This window comes from Asanoa sp. NPDC049573 (assembly GCF_040676615.1).
GTDB lineage: Bacteria > Actinomycetota > Actinomycetes > Mycobacteriales > Micromonosporaceae > Asanoa.
On sequence record NZ_JBFAPI010000015.1, the window covers coordinates 178,713 to 195,951 of the forward strand.

Below are 17,239 nucleotides of genomic sequence, written 5' to 3' on the forward strand. Positions count from 1 at the left end.
ATGCTCAACGATGCGTCGCTCAGTTGAAAGTAGGCGGACAGCTGCCTGAGGATTTGTTGTGTGACCTGGGCTACGCCGTGGCGACCAGGCGGCGCAGGGCGGCGCGGGCGGGTGGGCCCCAGGTGGGCTTGCCGCCGGGGCCGGCGTCGGCGGCGATGAGGATGCCGCTGAGCACGCGCGCCATCGCCCAGCCTCGGGCCCGGCGGACGGTGTCGGGGGTCACCCGGTAGACCGCGTGGAACCGGTCGACGGCGTCGTCGGGCAGCAGAAGCCAGGCGGCGGCGAGGTCGTACGCGGGGTCCCCGGCGCAGACATCGCCGAAGTCGATCACTCCGCAGAGCGTGCCGTCGGCGGTGAGGACGTTCGCCGGGTGCAGGTCCGCGTGGATCCACAACCGCGGCCCGGTCCACGGTGCCGCGGTGACCGCGTCGTGCCAGACGGCGCGGACGGCGTCCGGCTCGTCGACCAGCCCGCGCTCGGTGGCGGTGGCGACCCCGTGGGCGAACTGGTCGGCCCGCTCGGCCAGCGGGCCGCCGCGGTCGCGGCCGGTGGGTGCGTCGTCGGGTGCCGGTTGGTGCAGGGCGGTCAGGAAGGTGGCCAACACCTCGGCCGCTTCGTGGCCTCGGATGACCGGGGCCAGGTCGGCCGGCGTGCCCGGAACCCAGGTGGTGATGAGCCAGGGACGCGGGAACCGCGCGGTGGGCTCACCGAGTCGCTGGGGCACCGGAATCGGCAGCGGCAGGCGCGGTGCCAGCGTGGGCAGCCAGGCGTGTTCGTTGCGCAGCAGTTCGTCGGCGGACCCGGTCGCGAAGGGCAGTCGCACGGCCAGGTCGTCGCCGAGCCGCCAGAGTTGGTTGTCCCAGCCGCGCGGTCCCGGCCGGACCGGCCGGTCGGCGAGGTCGGGGTGCTGGTCGCGGACCAGTTCCTGGACAAGTTCGGCGGTGACCTCACGCATCAGCCGATGATCCATCATGCTGTCGAGCCCGCGCCTGGTTGTGTCGGCGCGTGCTGTTGACCTGAAGTCCGGTTGAGGTTGAAGGCTGGGATCAAGGATCAACGGGAGGGTAGTCAGGATGCGCGTTATCGAGATACGGGAGTTCGGCGGACCGGAGGTGCTCGTGCCGGTGGAGGTCGCCGACCCGATCCCCGGCGCGGGCGAGGTCGTGGTCGCCGTGGAGGTGGCCGACACGCTCTGGCTGGAGACGATGGTTCGCCGTGGCAACGGCGGAGCGGCGTTCCCGGTGCGGCCGCCCTACCGGCCGGGTGTCGGGGTGGCCGGCACGGTCGCGGCCGTCGGCCCGGGCGCTGATCCACAATGGACGGCCCGCCGGGTGGTCGCGCGCAGCGGCCCCACCGGCGGCTATGTGGAACGGGCGGTCGTGCCGGCCGAAGGTCTGGTCACCGTGCCCGACGACGTGAGCCTGCGCGACGCCGCGGCCGTGCTGCACGACGGGGTCACCGCGCTGGCGCTGGCCGACATCGTCAAGCCCGTGGCGGGCGACCGCGTGCTGGTGACCGCCGCCGGCGGCGGGCTCGGCGCGATCCTGGTGCAGATCGCGCACGCGGCGGGCGCCACGGTGGTCGCCGCCGCCCGCGGCGCCGCCAAGCTCGAACGCCTCCGCCGGCTCGGCGCCGACGTCGTGGTGGACTACTCCACGCCCGGCTGGACCGACCAGGTGCGCGACGCCACCGGCGGTCTCGACGTCGTGCTCGACGGCGCGGGCGGCGAGTACGGGCGCGCGGCGTTCGACCTCGTGACGGCCGGCGGCCGGTTCTCGGCGCACGGCACGCCCGCGGGCGGTTTCGCCGTCGCCGACCCCGACGTCGCGCGGGCCCGGGGCATCACCGCGACCGGCATCGACGCCGTGCAGTTGAGCCCCGAGCGATTCCGGGGCTACCTGGCCCGCGCGCTCGACGAGGTCGCGAACGGCCGGATCACGCCGCTGGTCGGCCAGACCTTCCCGCTGGAGCGGGCGGCCGACGCGCACGCCGCGATCGAGAACCGCACAGCGGTGGGTAAGACGCTGCTGTTGGTCTGATCACGCGGCGAACGCGCTCGGCGAGCGCCCCTCAGAAGCTCCGTCCCGCGCGGTCCGGTCGCGGCCACCTCGGGCAGGATGGCTTCTTGGCAGATGGAGGTGCGGTGATAGAGACGTCCGAGTACGTGAACGCCGTTGTCGACCAGACGAGCATTTTCGCCGATTGGGTGCACGGGCGGGACCCGGCGACGCCGGTGCCGACCTGTCCGGAGTGGACGCTGGTCGATCTCGTCGACCATGTCGGCTCGACACAGCGCATGGTGTCGATGCTCGTGGGTGAGCGGATGACCGAGCCGAGCCGGGCGTTCGCGGGCCATGTCCCCGGTCCGACCGATCCGGCCCAGTGGCGCGCCTGGCTGACCGGCACGGCGGCCGAGGCGGAGCGGGCGTTCGCGTCGGTCACCGACGACACACCGGTGTGGGACCCGTCCGGCGGGGAAGCGGGCGTGCCGTTCTGGTCGCGTCGGCTCTTCGGCGAGGCGTGCGTGCATCGCGCGGACGCGGCCGCGGCGCTGGGCGAGGAATACGAGTTGGCGCCGGAGCCGGCCGCGGCGGCCATCGAAGACTGGCTCGCCAACATGACCTCACGCGGCTACTGGGAGAACAGGGCGGGCTTCGCCGACGCGATCCGCGGCGACGGGCAGACCCTGCACTTCCACGCGACCGACGCGGCCGGGGAATGGGTGGCCCGGCGCGAGCCGGACAAGGTCGTCCTGGAACGCACACACACCAAGGCCGACGTCGCCGTCCGCGGCCCGGCCGCCGACCTGCTGCTCGTGCTCAGCCGGCGTCGCTCGCTGGACGCGACCCCCACGCTCGACCTGCACGGCGACCGGGCGCTGCTGCGACACTGGATCGAGCACATGGACTGGGTCGCCGGTTGATGGACGAACTGCTCACACCCAGAATTCTGCTGCGCCGGTGGCAGGACGACGACCTGGACGCCTTCGCCGAGATCACCGCCCAACCCGAGGTGATGCGCTGGATACGCGACGGCCGTGTGCTGGACCGGGCAGGCGCGGCGGAGCGCCTTGACGCGTATCGGCGGCATTGGGCGGAACACGGCTTCGGCCTGTACGCCCTCGTCGTGCGGCAGACCGGCGAGTTGGCCGGGTTCACCGGCCTCGCGGTGCCGACGTTCCTCCCGGAGATCCTGCCGGCCGTCGAGATCGGCTGGCGGCTGGGCCGGCGGCACTGGGGACAGGGCCTGGCCACCGAGGCGGCCCGGGCGGTGGTCGACCACGCGCGCGACGGCCTCGGCCTCGACCGCCTGGTCAGCATCCACCAGGTCGGCAACGACGCCTCCGCCCGCGTGATGATCAAGATCGGCATGCACCTCGAACGCGAGACGACCGAACCCTCGGGTGGCCGCGCGGTCCGGGTCTACGCCATGGACCTGGGGGTCACCGACCGGCTCGCGCGCGGTAGCGGCTGACCCAGTCGTGGTTGAGCTGGTCGGCCTGCCGGCGGTGACGGGGAACGAACGCCTGCCCCGCCGGCGGATCCAGCCCGAGGAAGGCGAGGATGCCGCCGGTGACCCGGTCGATCTCGGTGGTGAGGTCTTCGTAGCGAACGGTGTGCGGCCGGACGCCGAACGTCGTGAACCAGTTCCGCCAGGCGTCGTTGTGTTCGCCGATGGTCTGGACGAGATCGTGGATCTGCCCGAAGTCGAAGCGGGGCTCGCGGCCGGGCGACACGGCGTCGCCGTGCTGCCAGAAGCGGGTCTGTTCAGCGCGCGCCCACGAGACCGCCTGCGCGACCGTGTCTTCCCGCCAGAGATGGACGAAGCGAAGGCGCCCGAATGCTCGGGTCAGCAGGTCGAGGTCGGCGCCCGACCGACGATCACCATGGACGGCGCCGAGCTTGGCCACCAGTTCGTCCAACGTTCCCCACATGACCCGGGCGGCGAAGACGCCGTTCGGCGTCGTCCCCTCCGCGATGGCCGCGCGTAGGTAGTCGCGGTAGTCGAACGCACCGTGCTCGTCGCGCGGCAGCCGCCACCGGTCGGCCCACATGTCTTCGCCCGGCACCCGGAAGTAGGACTCCGGCCGCCCGGCGACGCCGGTGTCCCGGAGCAGCCCACACAGCAGCGTGCTGCCGGTCCGCGGCGTACCGCAGATCAGGTATGCGTCGATGTCGTTGTCGCTGACCACGGTCCGCAGTCAACCACTGTGTCGCAACACCACGTCGGCCAACCGGCCCGATGGCGGCGACACACCCCGTGCCGTACACGCACCTGGGAGTGCTGGTGGCGAATGATTCCCTTATGTACGCCACGCAGAAGGTCGCCGTCGTCACGGGGGGCTCGGGAGGCATCGGAGCGGCCGTCGTGGCCGGCTACCGCGGCCTTGGTTACGCCGTTGTCGCGACCGGGCTCGCCATCCTGCCGTCGGTGGATCCCGAGGTGCTCGCCGTGTCCGACGACGTATCCGAGTTCGGCGCCGGAGCACGGATCGTGGACGCGGCCATGGCCCGCTTCGGCCGCGTCGACACGTTGGTCCACTGCGCCGGGCTCTTCGTCTCCAAGCCGTTCACGGACTACACCGACGCCGACTACGAGAAGGTCGCCGGGGTGAACCTGCGGGGTTTCTTCGACACGGCCCGCAGCGCGATCAAGGCGATGCTCTCCCGCGACGGCGGCGGGCACGTGGTGAACATTTCCACCAGCCTGGTCGACAACGCCGACGCCCGGGTGGCCGCAGGGCTCGCATCGCTCACCAAAGGTGGCCTGAACGCCGTCACCAAGTCATTGGCGATCGAGTACGCCACCCGCGGTATCCGGTTCAACGCTGTCGCGCTCGGCGTCATCCGCTCGCCGATGCACCCCGACGACCCGGACGGCTTGCAGGCCGCGCTCCACCCGGTCAACCGAATGGGCGAGATCGACGACGTGGTACGCGCGGTCCTCTACCTGGAGCAGGCCCCCTTCGTCACCGGCGAGATCTCCCACGTCGACGGTGGCCAGAGCGCGGGGCACTGAGGTCACTTGAGGATTTCCAGCATCCGATCACCCAGAACGGCGGCGGAGTGCGGGTTCTGCCCGGTGACGAGGTTGCCGTCCTCGACCATGTACGGCTCCCAGATCGGGCCGCGGCTGTAGTTCACGTGGACCTTCTCCCGCAGGTCGGTTTCCAGGAGCCAGGTCGCCCTGGACGCGAGGCCGACCGCGTCCTCCTCCTCGTTGGTGAACCCCGTGACGTTCTTGCCCTTGAAGGGCGATTCGCCGTGGATCCGGGTGGCCAGCATCGAGGCGGGTGCGTGACACACGATGAAGAGCGGGTCGCCCGAGAGAAGCTGCGCCGTGAGCAGCCGACCCACGTCGGCATCCCAGGCCAGGTCCGCCATCGGTCCGTGACCACCGGGCAGGTAAACCGCGTCGTAGTCCTCCAGCCGGACGTCCGACAGCTGGAGCGGTCGACGCATCACCTCGGCGGAGCGGATGATTTCCTCCAACTCCAGGGCGCCCTTTTCGCCACCGGCCATGGAGGGCCGCAAGCTCATCATGTCGACGTTCGGAATAGTCCCGCCGGGGGTGGCGACCACGACCTCATGGCCGGCATCCGTGAGAAGCTTGTAGGGATTCGCGAACTCCTCGGCCCAATAGCCGGTCGCGTACCGTGTGCCGTCCTTGAGCACCCAGTAGGTCGCTCCGCTCACGATGAAAAGTACCTTCGCCATTACATTCCGCCTTCTCGTGCGCATCCGCGCCCGCGGCCTGTCGGCCCGCAGGCCCGGTTCCCCACGCTACGCAGCCATGCGGTGTGGTTCAGGGGTTCCTCGAACTCGGCAGCCGGAAATCCGCTACCCACAACTGAATCCGGCGGTGATCATTGAGGAGTGCGTATCCCTCGGCAGATCCCGTTCGAGCTCGGCGCCCCCGGCGTCGGGCCGGAGTCGGTGCTGCCCGTCGTGCTCACCGTCGACGACTCCGACTCCCCTCGTGACGTCATCGACGCGCTCGCGCTGACCGCGTTCGTCGCCGGCCACCAGCCGCATGCGATGACGCGTGACCTGACCGGCGTGCGCGCGGACGCCAATCTGATCCCGGCCGGCGTCAGCCCACTGCGCGAGAGCATCAGCGAGACCGAACACGCCCGGCTGGCCTCCGGCGGAGGCTGGACGCTGCGGTCGGTGCACTGGCCACGGGAAAAGACCGCCCAGGTCCTGGCCACGGCCGTCACAGCCGAGTTGGTCGCCGAGATCATCGAGCGCGCCGTGCGGGGGACGACCGAGGAGCCTGCACCGGTCGACGAGTCGGTGCAGATGGGCTTCTGGTACGCCGCGGCGCAGGGGCCGCAGCGCCGCCCGCGCCCGATCACAGCGGGTTCGTGGGCCGACATCCGGGCCAACTACGCCGGTGCCGCGGCGGCGAGCTTCGACCGCCTCGTGAAGGTCGACCGCGAGTCCGTCCATGGCCGGCTGTTGCTGCTGCACGGCCCGCCCGGCACCGGCAAGACCACGGTGCTGCGGGCGCTCGCGCGCGAGTGGCACGCGTGGTGCCAGTTCGACTGCGTGCTCGACCCGGAGGCGCTCTTCACCAACCCGGCCTACTTGATGGAGGTCGCCCTCAGCAGCTCCGGTGACTGCGTGTGCCCCGACAAGCGGCACGACAAATGGCGGCTTCTGCTGCTGGAGGACTGCGACGAGCTGATCCGTGGCGAGGCCAAGCACAACACCGGCCAGGCGCTCTCGCGGCTGCTCAACCTCACCGACGGCCTGCTCGGCCAGGGACGCAAGGTGCTGGTGGCGATCACGACCAACGAAGACCTCGCCCGCCTGCACCCGGCCGTCGTGCGTCCCGGGCGCTGCCTGGCCCGCATCGAGGTGCCGGCGCTGCCGTTCGGCGAGGCCACGGTCTGGCTCGGCACCTCGGTGGGGGTGCCGGCCGGCGGCGCCACCCTGGCCGAGCTCTACGCACTGCGCGAAGGCTACGGCGGCACGGAGGAACGGGAGCCGGTCGCCACCGGTCTCTATCTCTAGCCAAGCCGGCGGTGATGCTGCGACCTGGCCTTGCGAACACTTAGGACCGTGCCGGATGATGACCAACGCAGAAGGTGGTGGTCACGGCCGGTGAGCGGATTCGAGGTTCAGATCGGTCAGCTGCGGGATGCAGCCAAGGCGGCGGGATCTGCTGCCGACCAGGCCCGGGTGGTGGACCCGGGCACCGGCCTGGATGCGATCGCGACGGCGTTGCCAGGTGGGGTTTCGGCGATGCGGGCGCCCACCCTGGGGTCGACGTTCGACGAACGCGCGAAGGGATGGGCAGGCGAGATCGACCGGTGGAGCGAGTCGGTCACGTCGGAGGCGCAGGCATACGCCGACAGTGAAGACGCCGCGAAGAAGGCTTTCGGCGGATGACGCTCGGCTACGACGACGTGCGCAGGTGGGACGCGGGGGCGGTCGATGCGTCGGCCGCCGAGCTGCGTGGCCGGCGGGACAAGCTCATCGGCCTGCAAGACGAGCTCGACGACGCCAGGAGACTGCCCGACTGGCGAGGCGCCGCCGGCGAGGGCGCACGGCGTTCGCTGGGAGTGACCCGTAACAACGCCGAGATCCTGGTCGCGGAGCTGTCCGCCGTCGAACGGGCCCTGCAAACCGCGTCCGACGACGTGACCGTCCTGCGAAACCGGGTCGCCAACAACGACTCCCTCGCGCAGACCTACCAGTTCCGCATCGCCGCCGACGGCGCGATCGTCGACATCAAGCCGGCCGACCCCCCGCCGAGGTCGCGGATCGAGGCCGAAGACCGCGCCGAGGCCCAGCGGTACCGCCAGACCATCAGCAAGCAGTTGCAGCAGGAAACCAGGGCGATACTCACCACGGCGAACAACATCGACGCCGCCCTCGCCCGGGTGATGCAACTCGCGCAGGACCGCAAGATCAGCGACCACGACGCGACCACCCTGGCAGACGCCGGCGAGGGCGGGGAGATCGACGCGAAGGTGGCCGCGATGGAGCAGGCGCTGCGCGACGCCGGGCTGTTGACCGGGCCGCCCGCGTCCGGCCACTACCGGCAGTGGCTCGAGAACGCCGTGCGCCGGGGCGTGTCGATCGACACGATCAAGAAGATCGCCGCCGAACACCACATCACGCCGGAGGACTTCAAGGTCCTCGACGGGATGGAGGAGATCCGCGAGGACGAGGACGGCGACGGGATCTTCAAGTCGTACTTCCTGATGCCGACCGACATCAGCGGGGACGACGCCGCGAAGGCGGTGCGGATGACCTACATCCTGAACGCGGGCACCGACTACGGGACCGAAGGCGAGACGACCGACTTCGCACCGACCCCGTACGGGTCCGAAGAACTGCGGCGAATCACCGAGCGGCAGAAGGAGAACTCGTTCAGCTACGACGACGACGTGGGATTCGTGCACGACAACGGTGGACGGTTGGTGACCACCCCGAACGGCATGATGATGGGCCTGGGCGGGAACCTCGTCCAGGACCAGTTCAGCCAGCGCGGCGGCACGACGTGGGGCGACACGTTCATGCTGAACATCGACGACCCGCAAGATCCGGCGCAACAACTCCGAGAGGTGGCGACGTCGGGCCACGCCTGGTACGAAGGTGACGACGGCGCATATCGCGGTGATCTCGACATGGACCGACTGCTGCACCACGAGGAGCGCCACTCCCAACAATGGGCGCGTGAAGGGTATACGGGCTTCCTCGCCTCCTACGGGTGGGAGCAGGTCACCGGCGGCAACAAGACCGAGGAAGACGCGGGACTCTCCGATGGCGGATATCGCTAGGTGGCTGCGCGTCGCCTGCGCGGCCCTGCTCGTGGCGACGGTGACGGGGGGCTGCGACACCAAGGCGCAATTCGCGCCGTCCCTGCCGCCGGCGGCCGGGTTCCGCGTCGACGACGGCGTCCTGAAACTGTGGACGGGCACCCCGTGCGCTGGCGTCACCGGCCTGAGGTTGATCTTCGACTCCGGCACGCAGAAGAGCACGGAGCAGGTGTGGACCGCACCGCGGCCGGGAGTGGTGCTCGAGCGCATGGACCTGCTGAGCACCGACGGCCCATCCCCCGGCGGACCTCTCCAGGTCCAGAAACCGCTGCCCGCGGACTACGACTGGACCAAGGCAGGCTCCATCAACTTCTCCGTCGACGGCCCGAAGGCGTTCGGTGCCAGGGTCGATGTCGCCCAGGTCCTGCGCGAGTCGGCCCAGCATCCGTCCGGAAGCTACCTGTTCGGCCAGCGCGGCTGGATGGACGCCTCCGACGTGCAGCGCGAGAACACGAAGTCGTTCCTGACGGTCTGCACTCCCGACCCGCAGTGACGGCGCTGCGGCGCCGCGCTCGGCCGCACCGCCCACCACGATCGCCCCGCGCGGTGGAGGCCGCACCGGCAAGCTGCCCGATGCGGCCTCCGGCGGTGGTCAGTGCTTCTTCGTTACGCGCAGTGGGAAGGTCGGGGCGCCGATGGTGTCGAGCGTCGTCGTGTTCGCCGCCACGTACCGGTCCAGGTATGGCGATCGGTCACCCTGGGTGGGCGAGTCGAACCGCGGATCCTGCACCTCCATGCCAAGCCGTGCGTCGGTGACCGTGATCGTCTGGCCGGAGGGAACCGGACGCCAGCCCCGTGAGGTGATCGTTCCGATCTGGACCCCGAGCCGGTGTTCCGGCTCGAAGGTCCAGTCCGTCGCCTTCAGGGCGAAGGAGGTGGACCCGCTGTCCAGCGCGGCGACCATCTCGTTGAACATCGTCGCCTTGCCGTCCGGAGCGACGTCCCACAGCCGTACCCAGACGTTGCCCTGTCCCTCGGTCTTCAGCGCGATCTCCGGCGTGCCCGTGAGCCGCACCTGTGTCGACGCGGGCGTGGAGAAGGTCCAGTAGCTGTTGGCCGGCGCGTCGGCGAGCAGCGCACTCGCCGGGTCGACCGTCGGCGAGGCCGCGTACTCGATGTCCCAGCCTTCGGGTTGTGCCGCGGTCATCGGCTCCGCCGTCCGCTGCGCTCGGCCACCGTCGTCGACGTACTGCCCGGCCGACAGCCGCGCGGTGTACGAGTCGTGGGTCACCGGCCAGGTCGGTTGGGCGCGCCAGTCGCCCAGGCTGTCCTCGACCGAGAACGCCGGGTCCGTCACCGACGGTTCGATGCCGCGCAGGTACTGGTCGTAGAAGCGCATCACCTCGTCGAACCAGCCGGCCCGACCCATCTTGAGCTGACCGTTGGCGTCGGTCTCGTTGCCGCGGACGTGCTCCCACTGGCCGAGCCAACCGCGTTCCGGGCCATGGTGGTTGGCCAGGTACTGCTGCATGTCCTCGGGCTTGGTGTTGTCCTCGATGAAGCCCGACGTGACGAACAACGGTGTATGCGAGCCGGCGGCGCGCGAGGCGAAGTCACGGGCACGCCAGAACGCCGACTTCGGGTCGGGATTCTGGGTGTCGGTGCTGTTGTTGATCTCGCACTCGGGGTGGCTCTGCTCGTATGCCGCGTTCGCCAGGTAGCGCGCGCTGTCGCCGCCGAGCTGCGGCATCGTCGCGATCGAGTAGTAGCTCCGTGGGCTGCTGGTCGCGTTGGACCGCGGCACGCCGTTGCTGAACAGGTAGTTGTACCTGTCCCAGGTCGGTTCCTGAGCGACGATCGCCTTCAGATCCTTGAGCTTGAGGACGTTGGCCGCCAGCCCGGTGTTGGCGTCGTACGACTTGCCGTACATGCCTACCTTGCCGGTCGACCACGGCTGGCGAGCGGCCCACTCGACGGCCGCCTTGATATCGGCCTGCTCGCCCGGGCCGAGGAAGTCCAGGCAACCCGTGCTGCCGCCGAAGCCACGCAGGTCGACCATCACGAAGGTGTAGCCGCGCTCCATGAGCCGCGCGCCGTCGATCAGGTCCTGGAAGCGCCCCGACGGCCCGACCTGATCGAACCCACCGGGAGAAGTCTCCCCGGCGTGCGAGAAGTACGGACCCACCGACAGGATCACCGGCGTCTTCGCACGCGCCGAAAGGTGTGCCGGGCGCAGCACGTCGGCGTGCAGCTCGACCCCACTGCGGTCCGAGGACGGGAAGTACGCCTCCGTCCACGCCGCACCTTCGGGAACCCGCGGGTTCTGGTCGTGTGTGATCGGTGCGCCAGCCGCGGCAGACACCGGGGCGGCCTGTGCCACCGAGGGTAGGCCCGTGGTGAGGCTCGTGATGATGGCCAGTGCACCCGCCGCCGCGACGGGCAAGGCCATCCTCCTCCGAACGGTCATCCAACCTCCACCTAACTCCAGACGAGGCCGCCTGGTTGGCCATTGATGTTAATGATCATTGGCGGTGATGTATCCCGGAGTTATCTCGCCGTGACCTCTGCTCACCCCACGTGATCGCGGCCAGGATGCCGCCGGCCGGGTCGTGGGCAACGCGCGCCGCTGGTCGCCGATGAGGCTGGCGGTGACGGCGGGATAGTCGGTGACACCGGGACGTGGCCGGGGGTAATGCCGCGTCGGGCTACGGGTACCCGACGAGTTGCAGGGCTGGGAGGTCGAACGGGTAACGGCTGCGGGGGAGGAAGATCATGACCTCAGCGTTGGAGAAGCTTCGCCAAGAATTCGGTGGCGACATCATCCAACCCGGTGCGGCGGAGTACGAGTCGGCGAGCCGCTCGCTGCTGACGCCGGGCAGTCCCGCCATGGTGTTACGACCCCGGACCGTCGGTGACGTGTGCGCCGCGGTCACCTTCGCGGCGGGCAAGGTGCTGTCCGTACGCGATGGCGGGCATGGCTTTCCGGGCTTCGGCACGAACGACGGCGGTCTGGTGATCGACCTGAGTGGGCTCGCCGACGTGGAGGTCGTCGACAGCGAACGCCACATCGTGCGGATCGGGGGCGGCGCGACGTGGGGCCAGGTCGCGGTCGCGTTGGCACCGCACGGACTGGCGATCTCCGCCGGTGACACCAAGGATGTCGGCGTCGGCGGCCTGACGCTGGCCGGCGGCATCGGTTGGAAGGTCAGGAAGTATGGACTCGCGTTGGACGGCGTGGTCGCCGCCGAGGTGGTCACCGCCGACGGCGAGGTCGTGCGCACCTCCGCGGCAGAGCGTCCCGAGCTTTTCTGGGCGATCCGCGGTGGCGGCGGCAACTTCGGGATCGTGACCGCTTTCGACTTCGCGGCCCACCCGACCACGGACGTTTTCCACGGCCGGATCGCCTTCCCGGCCACGGAGGTGGCCACGGTGCTGAACGGGTGGTCGGACTACATGCGCACCGCGCCGGAAGAGCTCACCTCGGTGGCGAGCTTCGCCAACCCGATGGCCGGCGGGCCCAAGGCGCCCATCGAGATCCACCTGGTCTTCGACGGCGACGACGAGAAGCGGGCCGCGACCGTGCTCGACCCGATCCGCGAGCTCGGAACGGTGGTCGACGACGACGTCGCGCTCAAGCCCTACGGGGAGACGCTCATGGACGGCGTCGTCCCGCCGCCGGCGGTGCGGATCGTGAACCGGAGCGCGTTCGTGGACCATGACTCGGTGTCCGACGCCCTGCGCATCCTCGCCGACGCGGGTGCGTCCGAGCATGCGCCGTTGATCGCCGTTCGCAGTGTCGGCGGCGCGGTGGCCCGGGTTCCCGACGACGCCACCGCGTACGCGCACCGCCAGGCCGAGTTGATGTTCGTGACGACGATCGCAGGTCCGCCGCCGGTGCTCGACGCCGGCCGCCCGCCGCTGGAAGCGCTTTGGGCGAGCCTGGCACCGCACACCGACGGCCTCTACGCGAACTTCACGTCGTCCGCCACCGACGAGGACGTCGCCGCCATCTACCCGCCAGAGACCTACCGGCGGCTCGCGGCGGTGAAGCGCCAGTACGATCCGGACAACCTGTTCGCCCGCAACTACAACATCCGTCCATAGCGCTATGGCTTGAGCAGTTCCTCGCTCAGCTCCCACAGCCGGCGGGCCGACTCCGTGTCGATGGCGTGGGGTACGACGTCGGTGATCAGGCCCGGCCGGATCGGTTCGACGTCGTCGAGGGGTGAGACCTCGTTGTCCCTGAGGTAGACGCCGCCGATTTCCGCGAGCAGCGGGCTGGTGGCCGCGAACACCATCGTGCTGGCTCCCTGCTGCGGCGTTTTCAGCCCGCGTTCCGGGTCGATGACCGGCCGGCCGGACTCGTCGATCAGCCCGATGGCTCGCTGCTGCTCGGCGCTCATCGACGGTGTCGGCTCGTCGCCCGCCGCGCGCAAGGGTCCCAAGTTGGTGCCGACGACGACGCCGGGGTGCGCGGCGTAGCCGCGGATGCCGTCCGCGGCCCATCGCCGGTCCAGTTCGACGGCGAACAGCACGTTCGCGGTCTTGGACTGGCCGTAGGCAACGTGGCCGTCGTAGCCACCGGTGGTGAACTGCGGGTCGTCCCAGCGGATGCCGGAGAGCCGGAAGGCACCTGAGGTCGTGTTGACGACCCGGGCGCCGCGGGCGGCGCGCAGGGCGGGCCGCAGTCCGAGGGTGAGCTGGAAGTGCCCGAGGTGGTTGGTCGCGAAATGCGACTCGTAGCCCCGTGCGTCCCGCACCAGCGGGCCGGCCATGATGCCGGCGTTGTTGAACAGCATGTGCAGCGGGCGCCCGGAGTCGAGGTACCGGGCGACGAACGCGTCGATCGACGCGGGGTCGAGCAGGTCGAGTTGGCTCACCTCGACGCGCTCGATGCCCGCCAGCGCCGCGGCGGCGCGGACGGGGTTGCGCGCTCCCACCGTCACGAAGCCGCCGGCCTTGGTCAGCGCCCGGGTCATCTCCAGGCCGAGCCCGACATGGCCGCCGGTGATGACGGCGTTCCGGCCCGACAGGTCGATGCCGGCGAGCACCTCGTCGGCTGTGGAGGCCGCCTTGAAGCCGGATCCGATGGGGTGCTGCCGATGCGTCGTGTTCTGTGTCATGCCGACAACTCTGCGCCGGAGTGCCCGTACCCTGAATAGTTGTCGATCCGGATTTCTTGCGCGATAGTACGGGCGTGGCGACCGATCAGTTGTCCGAGGCGTTGGACCTCGTCGAGGTGCGTGGCCTGCTGACCGGCGGGGTGGCAGCCACCGGCCGGTGGGTGTCGCGAGCGCCCGTGCAGGATCCGTTGAAGTTGTTCGCGATGGTGCGCGGCAGCGCCCGGCTGACCACCGACGGCGTCGACGCTCCGATCGAGCTCGAGCCGGGCGACGTGGCGATCGTGAACGGTCGGTCGTGGCTGGCGCTCGAAGGAGGCGCGGGCGACGGACCATCGCGCGAGGTCGTCCCGGTGGAGCACGATCCCCTCGGCGGTCTCGCCGGCGTCGACCGCGGCAACGACGACATCGTCATCGGGGTACGCGTGGACCTGAACCAGGCCGGTCGGACACTGCTGCTGCAGGCCCTGCCACCGGTCGCGCGCGTGCGGGCGTCGGCCGCCGCGGCGGTCAACCTGCGGGCAACGCTCGACCGGCTGTTCGACGAGGCGACGCGTGGTCGCAGCGGCTCGGCGTTCGCGATCCGGCAGTACGGCCAGCTCCTGCTGCTGGAGGTGCTGCGCGCCTACGTCGACCAGGTCGCGTTGCCTCCGGGCTGGCTACGGGTGCTGACCGACGAACGGCTACGCCCGGCGGTCACCCTCATGCACACCGACCCCGGCAAGCCCTGGGGCCTGCAGGAGCTGGCCCGGGCCACGGCGATGTCGCGCACGTCCTTCGCCGAACGCTTCCGGACCGTTGCGGGAATGCCGCCGCTCACCTACCTGAGCCGTTGGCGGATGCTGCTCGCGCAACGCGCCCTGCGCGACGGCGACGTCCGCGTCGGCTCGCTCGCCTCCGACCTCGGATACGCGTCGGAAAGCGCCTTCAGCACCGCCTTCAAACGCGAGGTGGGCATGTCACCACTGCGCTACCGCTACCGGGTGCGGGAGGAGTTGTCCGCCGGCCAGGTCGTGTAGTCACAGCGCGGATGCGGGCGCGAGGTCTGCTCGATGATGGCGTCGAGCTTGCCCCGGGTGAGCGTCAACTCAGCGATCTGCCGGTCGATGCGGTCGCGCTCGGCCGCCAACAGAGCCCGCGACTCCGGCGTGCTGACCTGAGCGTCGACACAGGGCAGCAGGTCGGCGATCGTCTTGCTGGAGAGCCCGGCGCCGTAGAGCGACTGGATCAGTTTGACCCGCTCCACCGCGGCCTCGGTGTAGTGCCGCTGCCCGCTCGCACTGCGGGTCGACGCCAGCAGCCCTTGCTCCTCGTAGTACCGAAGGGCCCGGACACTCACCGCCGCCCGCGTCGCCACATCTCCGATCCGCATGTGTGACCCCCGTCTCGCACCTTGCCTCTGACGTCAGCGTCAGGTCTTAGCGTAGCCGCATGCAGATCACCGGAGCCAAAGTTCTCGTCACCGGCGCCAACCGCGGCCTCGGCAAGGCGTTCGTCGAGGCCCTCGTCGCGCGCGGCGCCGACACGGTCTACGCCACCGGCCGTCGCCCCGAGCTCATCGACACCCCCGGCGCCACCCCGCTACACCTGGACATCACCGACATGGCCTCCATCGAGGCGGCCGCCTCCCGGGTCGGCGAGCTGGACATCCTGATCAACAACGCCGGCATCTCGACCCGCGCGCCCCTGCTCGGCGACAACCTCGACAACGTCCGCCGCGAGTTCGACACCCACTTCTGGGGCACCCTCAACGTCACCCGCGCCTTCGCCCCCCGCCTCGCCGGCGGCGCCATCCTCAACGTCATCTCCGCACTCTCCTGGTACGTCTACGGCCCCGACAGCAACGGCTACGCCGCGGCCAAGGCGGCGGAATGGTCCCTCACCAACGGCGTACGCATCGAACTCGCCGCGCAGAAGACCCAGGTCACCGCGCTGGCCCTCGCCATAGCCGACACCGACATGATGGCCGCCTACGACATACCGAAGCTCCCTCCGGCCGACGTCGTCGCCATGGCCCTCGACGGCCTCGAAGCCGGCAAACTGGAAGTCATCGGCGACCCTGTCACCGCCAACGTCAAAGCCGCCCTCGCCGGCGACCCCGCCACCTTCTACGCCGACGTCCAGGGGGCCCTCTTCGGCAAGACGACCTAGCTGACGCCGGGACCAAAACGCCGAACCGCGTTGTTGTTGAAGATGACGCCGCAGCCAGCGGCGGCATGAAGAGGAGAGATCGTGTCACACGACTACCGCAAGACACCGGACGCCCTCAACCGCCTCACCGATACCCAGTTCCAGGTCACTCAGCGCGACGGGACCGAGCCGGCATTCCGGAACGAGTACTGGGACAACCACGAGCAGGGGATCTACGTGGACGTGGTTTCCGGTCAGCCGCTGTTCTCGTCGACCGACAAATACGACAGCGGCACCGGCTGGCCCAGTTTCACCAAGCCGATCGAAAGCGACGTCGTACGCACAAAGACCGACAGGTCGCTCTGGATGACCCGCACCGAGGTGCGGTCCGCCGGGGCCGACAGCCACCTCGGTCACCTTTTCGATGACGGCCCCGCCGCCGCCGGAGGCCAGCGTTACTGCATGAACTCGGCCGCGCTGCGCTTCGTCCCGGTCTCGGAGCTCGAGGCGCAGGGATACGGCGAGTACCGCTCGTTGTTCGAGCCGGCCGCTACGGACAGCACGAAGGAGAACGCATCATGACCAGCGGAGTTAACGACACCGGACGGATCACCCGCGAACCGGGCACCGAGACGGCCGTCCTGGCCGGCGGGTGCTTCTGGGGCATGGAGGATCTCATTCGCCGGCAGCCAGGGGTGCTGGACACGCGCGTCGGTTACACCGGCGGCGACAACGATCACGCGACGTACCGCAACCACCCCGGCCACGCCGAGGCGGTCGAGATCGTCTTCGACCCGGCACAGACGACGTACCGCGACATCCTGGCGTTCTTCTTTCAGATCCACGACCCGTCGACGCTGAACCGGCAGGGCAACGACATGGGCACGAGCTACCGCTCGGCGATCTTCCCGCTCACCGAGGAGCAGGAGCGGGTCGCCCGCGACACGATCGCGGACGTCGATGCCTCAGGGTTGTGGCCGGGCAAGGCGGTCACCACGATCGAGCCGGCCGGCCCGTTCTGGGAGGCCGAGCCCGAGCACCAGGACTACCTGATCAACTACCCGTCCGGCTACACCTGCCACTTCCCGCGGCCCGACTGGGTGTTGCCCAGGCGCACCGCGACCTCAGCCTGACGGGAGTGCGGCCGACCGGCGGCGGGCCGTTCAACCAGGCCGGGATCGACTTCTATTCGCGGCTCGTCGACGGCCTGCTGGAG

General features: G+C 70.0%; 19 protein-coding genes. 13 read left to right on the forward strand and 6 right to left on the reverse strand.

Annotation, left to right across the window (positions count from 1 at the left end; genetic code table 11):
- Positions 1-70: 70 nt before the first annotated feature.
- A complete protein-coding gene (locus AB0J74_RS28970; protein ID WP_363453450.1) occupies positions 71-955 on the reverse strand; it encodes an aminoglycoside phosphotransferase family protein in 885 nt (294 codons plus the stop codon).
- Positions 956-1,073: 118 nt separating this feature from the next.
- Here AB0J74_RS28970 and AB0J74_RS28975 point away from each other — a divergent pair, with 118 nt between their 5' ends.
- The 3 genes from AB0J74_RS28975 (at position 1,074) to AB0J74_RS28985 (ending at position 3,474) form a co-directional block, all read left to right on the forward strand.
- Positions 1,074-2,039 carry a zinc-binding dehydrogenase gene (locus AB0J74_RS28975; protein ID WP_363453452.1) on the forward strand — a complete coding sequence of 322 codons (966 nt, stop codon included), beginning with the start codon at positions 1,074-1,076 and terminating at the stop codon, positions 2,037-2,039.
- Between the two features lie 104 nt (positions 2,040-2,143).
- Positions 2,144-2,923, forward strand: a complete 780-nt coding sequence (locus tag AB0J74_RS28980; protein WP_363453454.1) for a maleylpyruvate isomerase family mycothiol-dependent enzyme — start codon at positions 2,144-2,146, stop codon at positions 2,921-2,923.
- Entirely contained in the window at positions 2,923-3,474 is a 552-nt protein-coding gene (locus AB0J74_RS28985; RefSeq protein WP_363453456.1) for a GNAT family N-acetyltransferase, read from the forward strand. Before AB0J74_RS28980 ends, AB0J74_RS28985 begins: the two co-directional genes overlap by 1 nt.
- Here the strand turns inward: AB0J74_RS28985 and AB0J74_RS28990 are convergent.
- Positions 3,443-4,192 (reverse strand): Stf0 family sulfotransferase, encoded by a 750-nt coding sequence (locus tag AB0J74_RS28990; protein ID WP_363453458.1) that lies wholly within the window; start codon positions 4,190-4,192, stop codon positions 3,443-3,445. The genes AB0J74_RS28985 and AB0J74_RS28990 overlap by 32 nt on opposite strands.
- Before the next feature lie 95 nt (positions 4,193-4,287).
- On the opposite strand from AB0J74_RS28990, the gene AB0J74_RS28995 reads away from it, so the two are divergent.
- On the forward strand, positions 4,288-5,019 hold the full coding sequence (locus tag AB0J74_RS28995) for an SDR family oxidoreductase (protein WP_363453461.1): 732 nt from the start codon (positions 4,288-4,290) through the stop codon (positions 5,017-5,019).
- Between the two features lie 2 nt (positions 5,020-5,021).
- Here the strand turns inward: AB0J74_RS28995 and AB0J74_RS29000 are convergent, their stop codons facing one another.
- Positions 5,022-5,717 carry a type 1 glutamine amidotransferase domain-containing protein gene (locus AB0J74_RS29000; RefSeq protein WP_363453463.1) on the reverse strand — a complete coding sequence of 232 codons (696 nt, stop codon included), beginning with the start codon at positions 5,715-5,717 and terminating at the stop codon, positions 5,022-5,024.
- Positions 5,718-5,876: 159 nt separating this feature from the next.
- On the opposite strand from AB0J74_RS29000, the gene AB0J74_RS29005 reads away from it, so the two are divergent.
- From AB0J74_RS29005 to AB0J74_RS29020, 4 genes are all read left to right on the forward strand, one after another.
- Positions 5,877-7,019, forward strand: coding sequence for a DUF5925 domain-containing protein (locus tag AB0J74_RS29005; RefSeq protein WP_363453465.1), 1,143 nt, complete (start codon positions 5,877-5,879; stop codon positions 7,017-7,019).
- A 90-nt stretch (positions 7,020-7,109) separates the two neighbouring features.
- The gene (locus tag AB0J74_RS29010) at positions 7,110-7,397 is read left to right on the forward strand and encodes a hypothetical protein (protein WP_363453467.1); all 288 of its coding nucleotides are present in this window, start codon (positions 7,110-7,112) and stop codon (positions 7,395-7,397) included.
- Positions 7,394-8,794, forward strand: coding sequence for a hypothetical protein (locus tag AB0J74_RS29015; protein WP_363453469.1), 1,401 nt, complete (start codon positions 7,394-7,396; stop codon positions 8,792-8,794). The genes AB0J74_RS29010 and AB0J74_RS29015 overlap by 4 nt, the downstream gene beginning before the upstream one ends.
- Positions 8,778-9,326, forward strand: coding sequence for a hypothetical protein (locus AB0J74_RS29020; RefSeq protein ID WP_363453471.1), 549 nt, complete (start codon positions 8,778-8,780; stop codon positions 9,324-9,326). Before AB0J74_RS29015 ends, AB0J74_RS29020 begins: the two co-directional genes overlap by 17 nt.
- A 99-nt stretch (positions 9,327-9,425) precedes the next feature.
- On the opposite strand, the gene AB0J74_RS29025 is transcribed toward AB0J74_RS29020, so the two are convergent.
- Positions 9,426-11,240, reverse strand: coding sequence for a CocE/NonD family hydrolase (locus tag AB0J74_RS29025; protein ID WP_363453473.1), 1,815 nt, complete (start codon positions 11,238-11,240; stop codon positions 9,426-9,428).
- 305 nt (positions 11,241-11,545) lie between these two features.
- Here AB0J74_RS29025 and AB0J74_RS29030 point away from each other — a divergent pair, with 305 nt between their 5' ends.
- Positions 11,546-12,877, forward strand: coding sequence for an FAD-binding oxidoreductase (locus AB0J74_RS29030; RefSeq protein WP_363453475.1), 1,332 nt, complete (start codon positions 11,546-11,548; stop codon positions 12,875-12,877).
- A 2-nt stretch (positions 12,878-12,879) separates the two neighbouring features.
- Here the strand turns inward: AB0J74_RS29030 and AB0J74_RS29035 are convergent, their stop codons facing one another.
- Positions 12,880-13,896 (reverse strand): SDR family NAD(P)-dependent oxidoreductase, encoded by a 1,017-nt coding sequence (locus AB0J74_RS29035; RefSeq protein WP_363453477.1) that lies wholly within the window; start codon positions 13,894-13,896, stop codon positions 12,880-12,882.
- 74 nt (positions 13,897-13,970) lie between these two features.
- Between AB0J74_RS29035 and AB0J74_RS29040 the strand changes: the two genes are divergently transcribed.
- Positions 13,971-14,912: an AraC family transcriptional regulator gene (locus AB0J74_RS29040; protein WP_363453479.1), complete on the forward strand. Its 942-nt coding sequence runs from the start codon at positions 13,971-13,973 to the stop codon at positions 14,910-14,912.
- Here the strand turns inward: AB0J74_RS29040 and AB0J74_RS29045 are convergent.
- Positions 14,870-15,265, reverse strand: a complete 396-nt coding sequence (locus AB0J74_RS29045; RefSeq protein WP_363453481.1) for a MerR family transcriptional regulator — start codon at positions 15,263-15,265, stop codon at positions 14,870-14,872. The two genes, AB0J74_RS29040 and AB0J74_RS29045, sit on opposite strands and share 43 nt — an antisense overlap.
- A 59-nt stretch (positions 15,266-15,324) precedes the next feature.
- Between AB0J74_RS29045 and AB0J74_RS29050 the strand changes: the two genes are divergently transcribed.
- The 3 genes from AB0J74_RS29050 to msrA all read left to right on the forward strand — a co-directional run bounded on the left by AB0J74_RS29050 (position 15,325) and on the right by msrA (position 17,156).
- A complete protein-coding gene (locus AB0J74_RS29050) occupies positions 15,325-16,044 on the forward strand; it encodes an SDR family oxidoreductase (protein ID WP_363453483.1) in 720 nt (239 codons plus the stop codon).
- Between the two features lie 81 nt (positions 16,045-16,125).
- The gene (gene msrB, locus AB0J74_RS29055; protein WP_363453485.1) at positions 16,126-16,605 is read left to right on the forward strand and encodes a peptide-methionine (R)-S-oxide reductase MsrB; all 480 of its coding nucleotides are present in this window, start codon (positions 16,126-16,128) and stop codon (positions 16,603-16,605) included.
- A complete protein-coding gene (msrA, locus tag AB0J74_RS29060) occupies positions 16,602-17,156 on the forward strand; it encodes a peptide-methionine (S)-S-oxide reductase MsrA (RefSeq protein ID WP_363453487.1) in 555 nt (184 codons plus the stop codon). The genes msrB and msrA overlap by 4 nt, the downstream gene beginning before the upstream one ends.
- Positions 17,157-17,239: the final 83 nt, after the last annotated feature.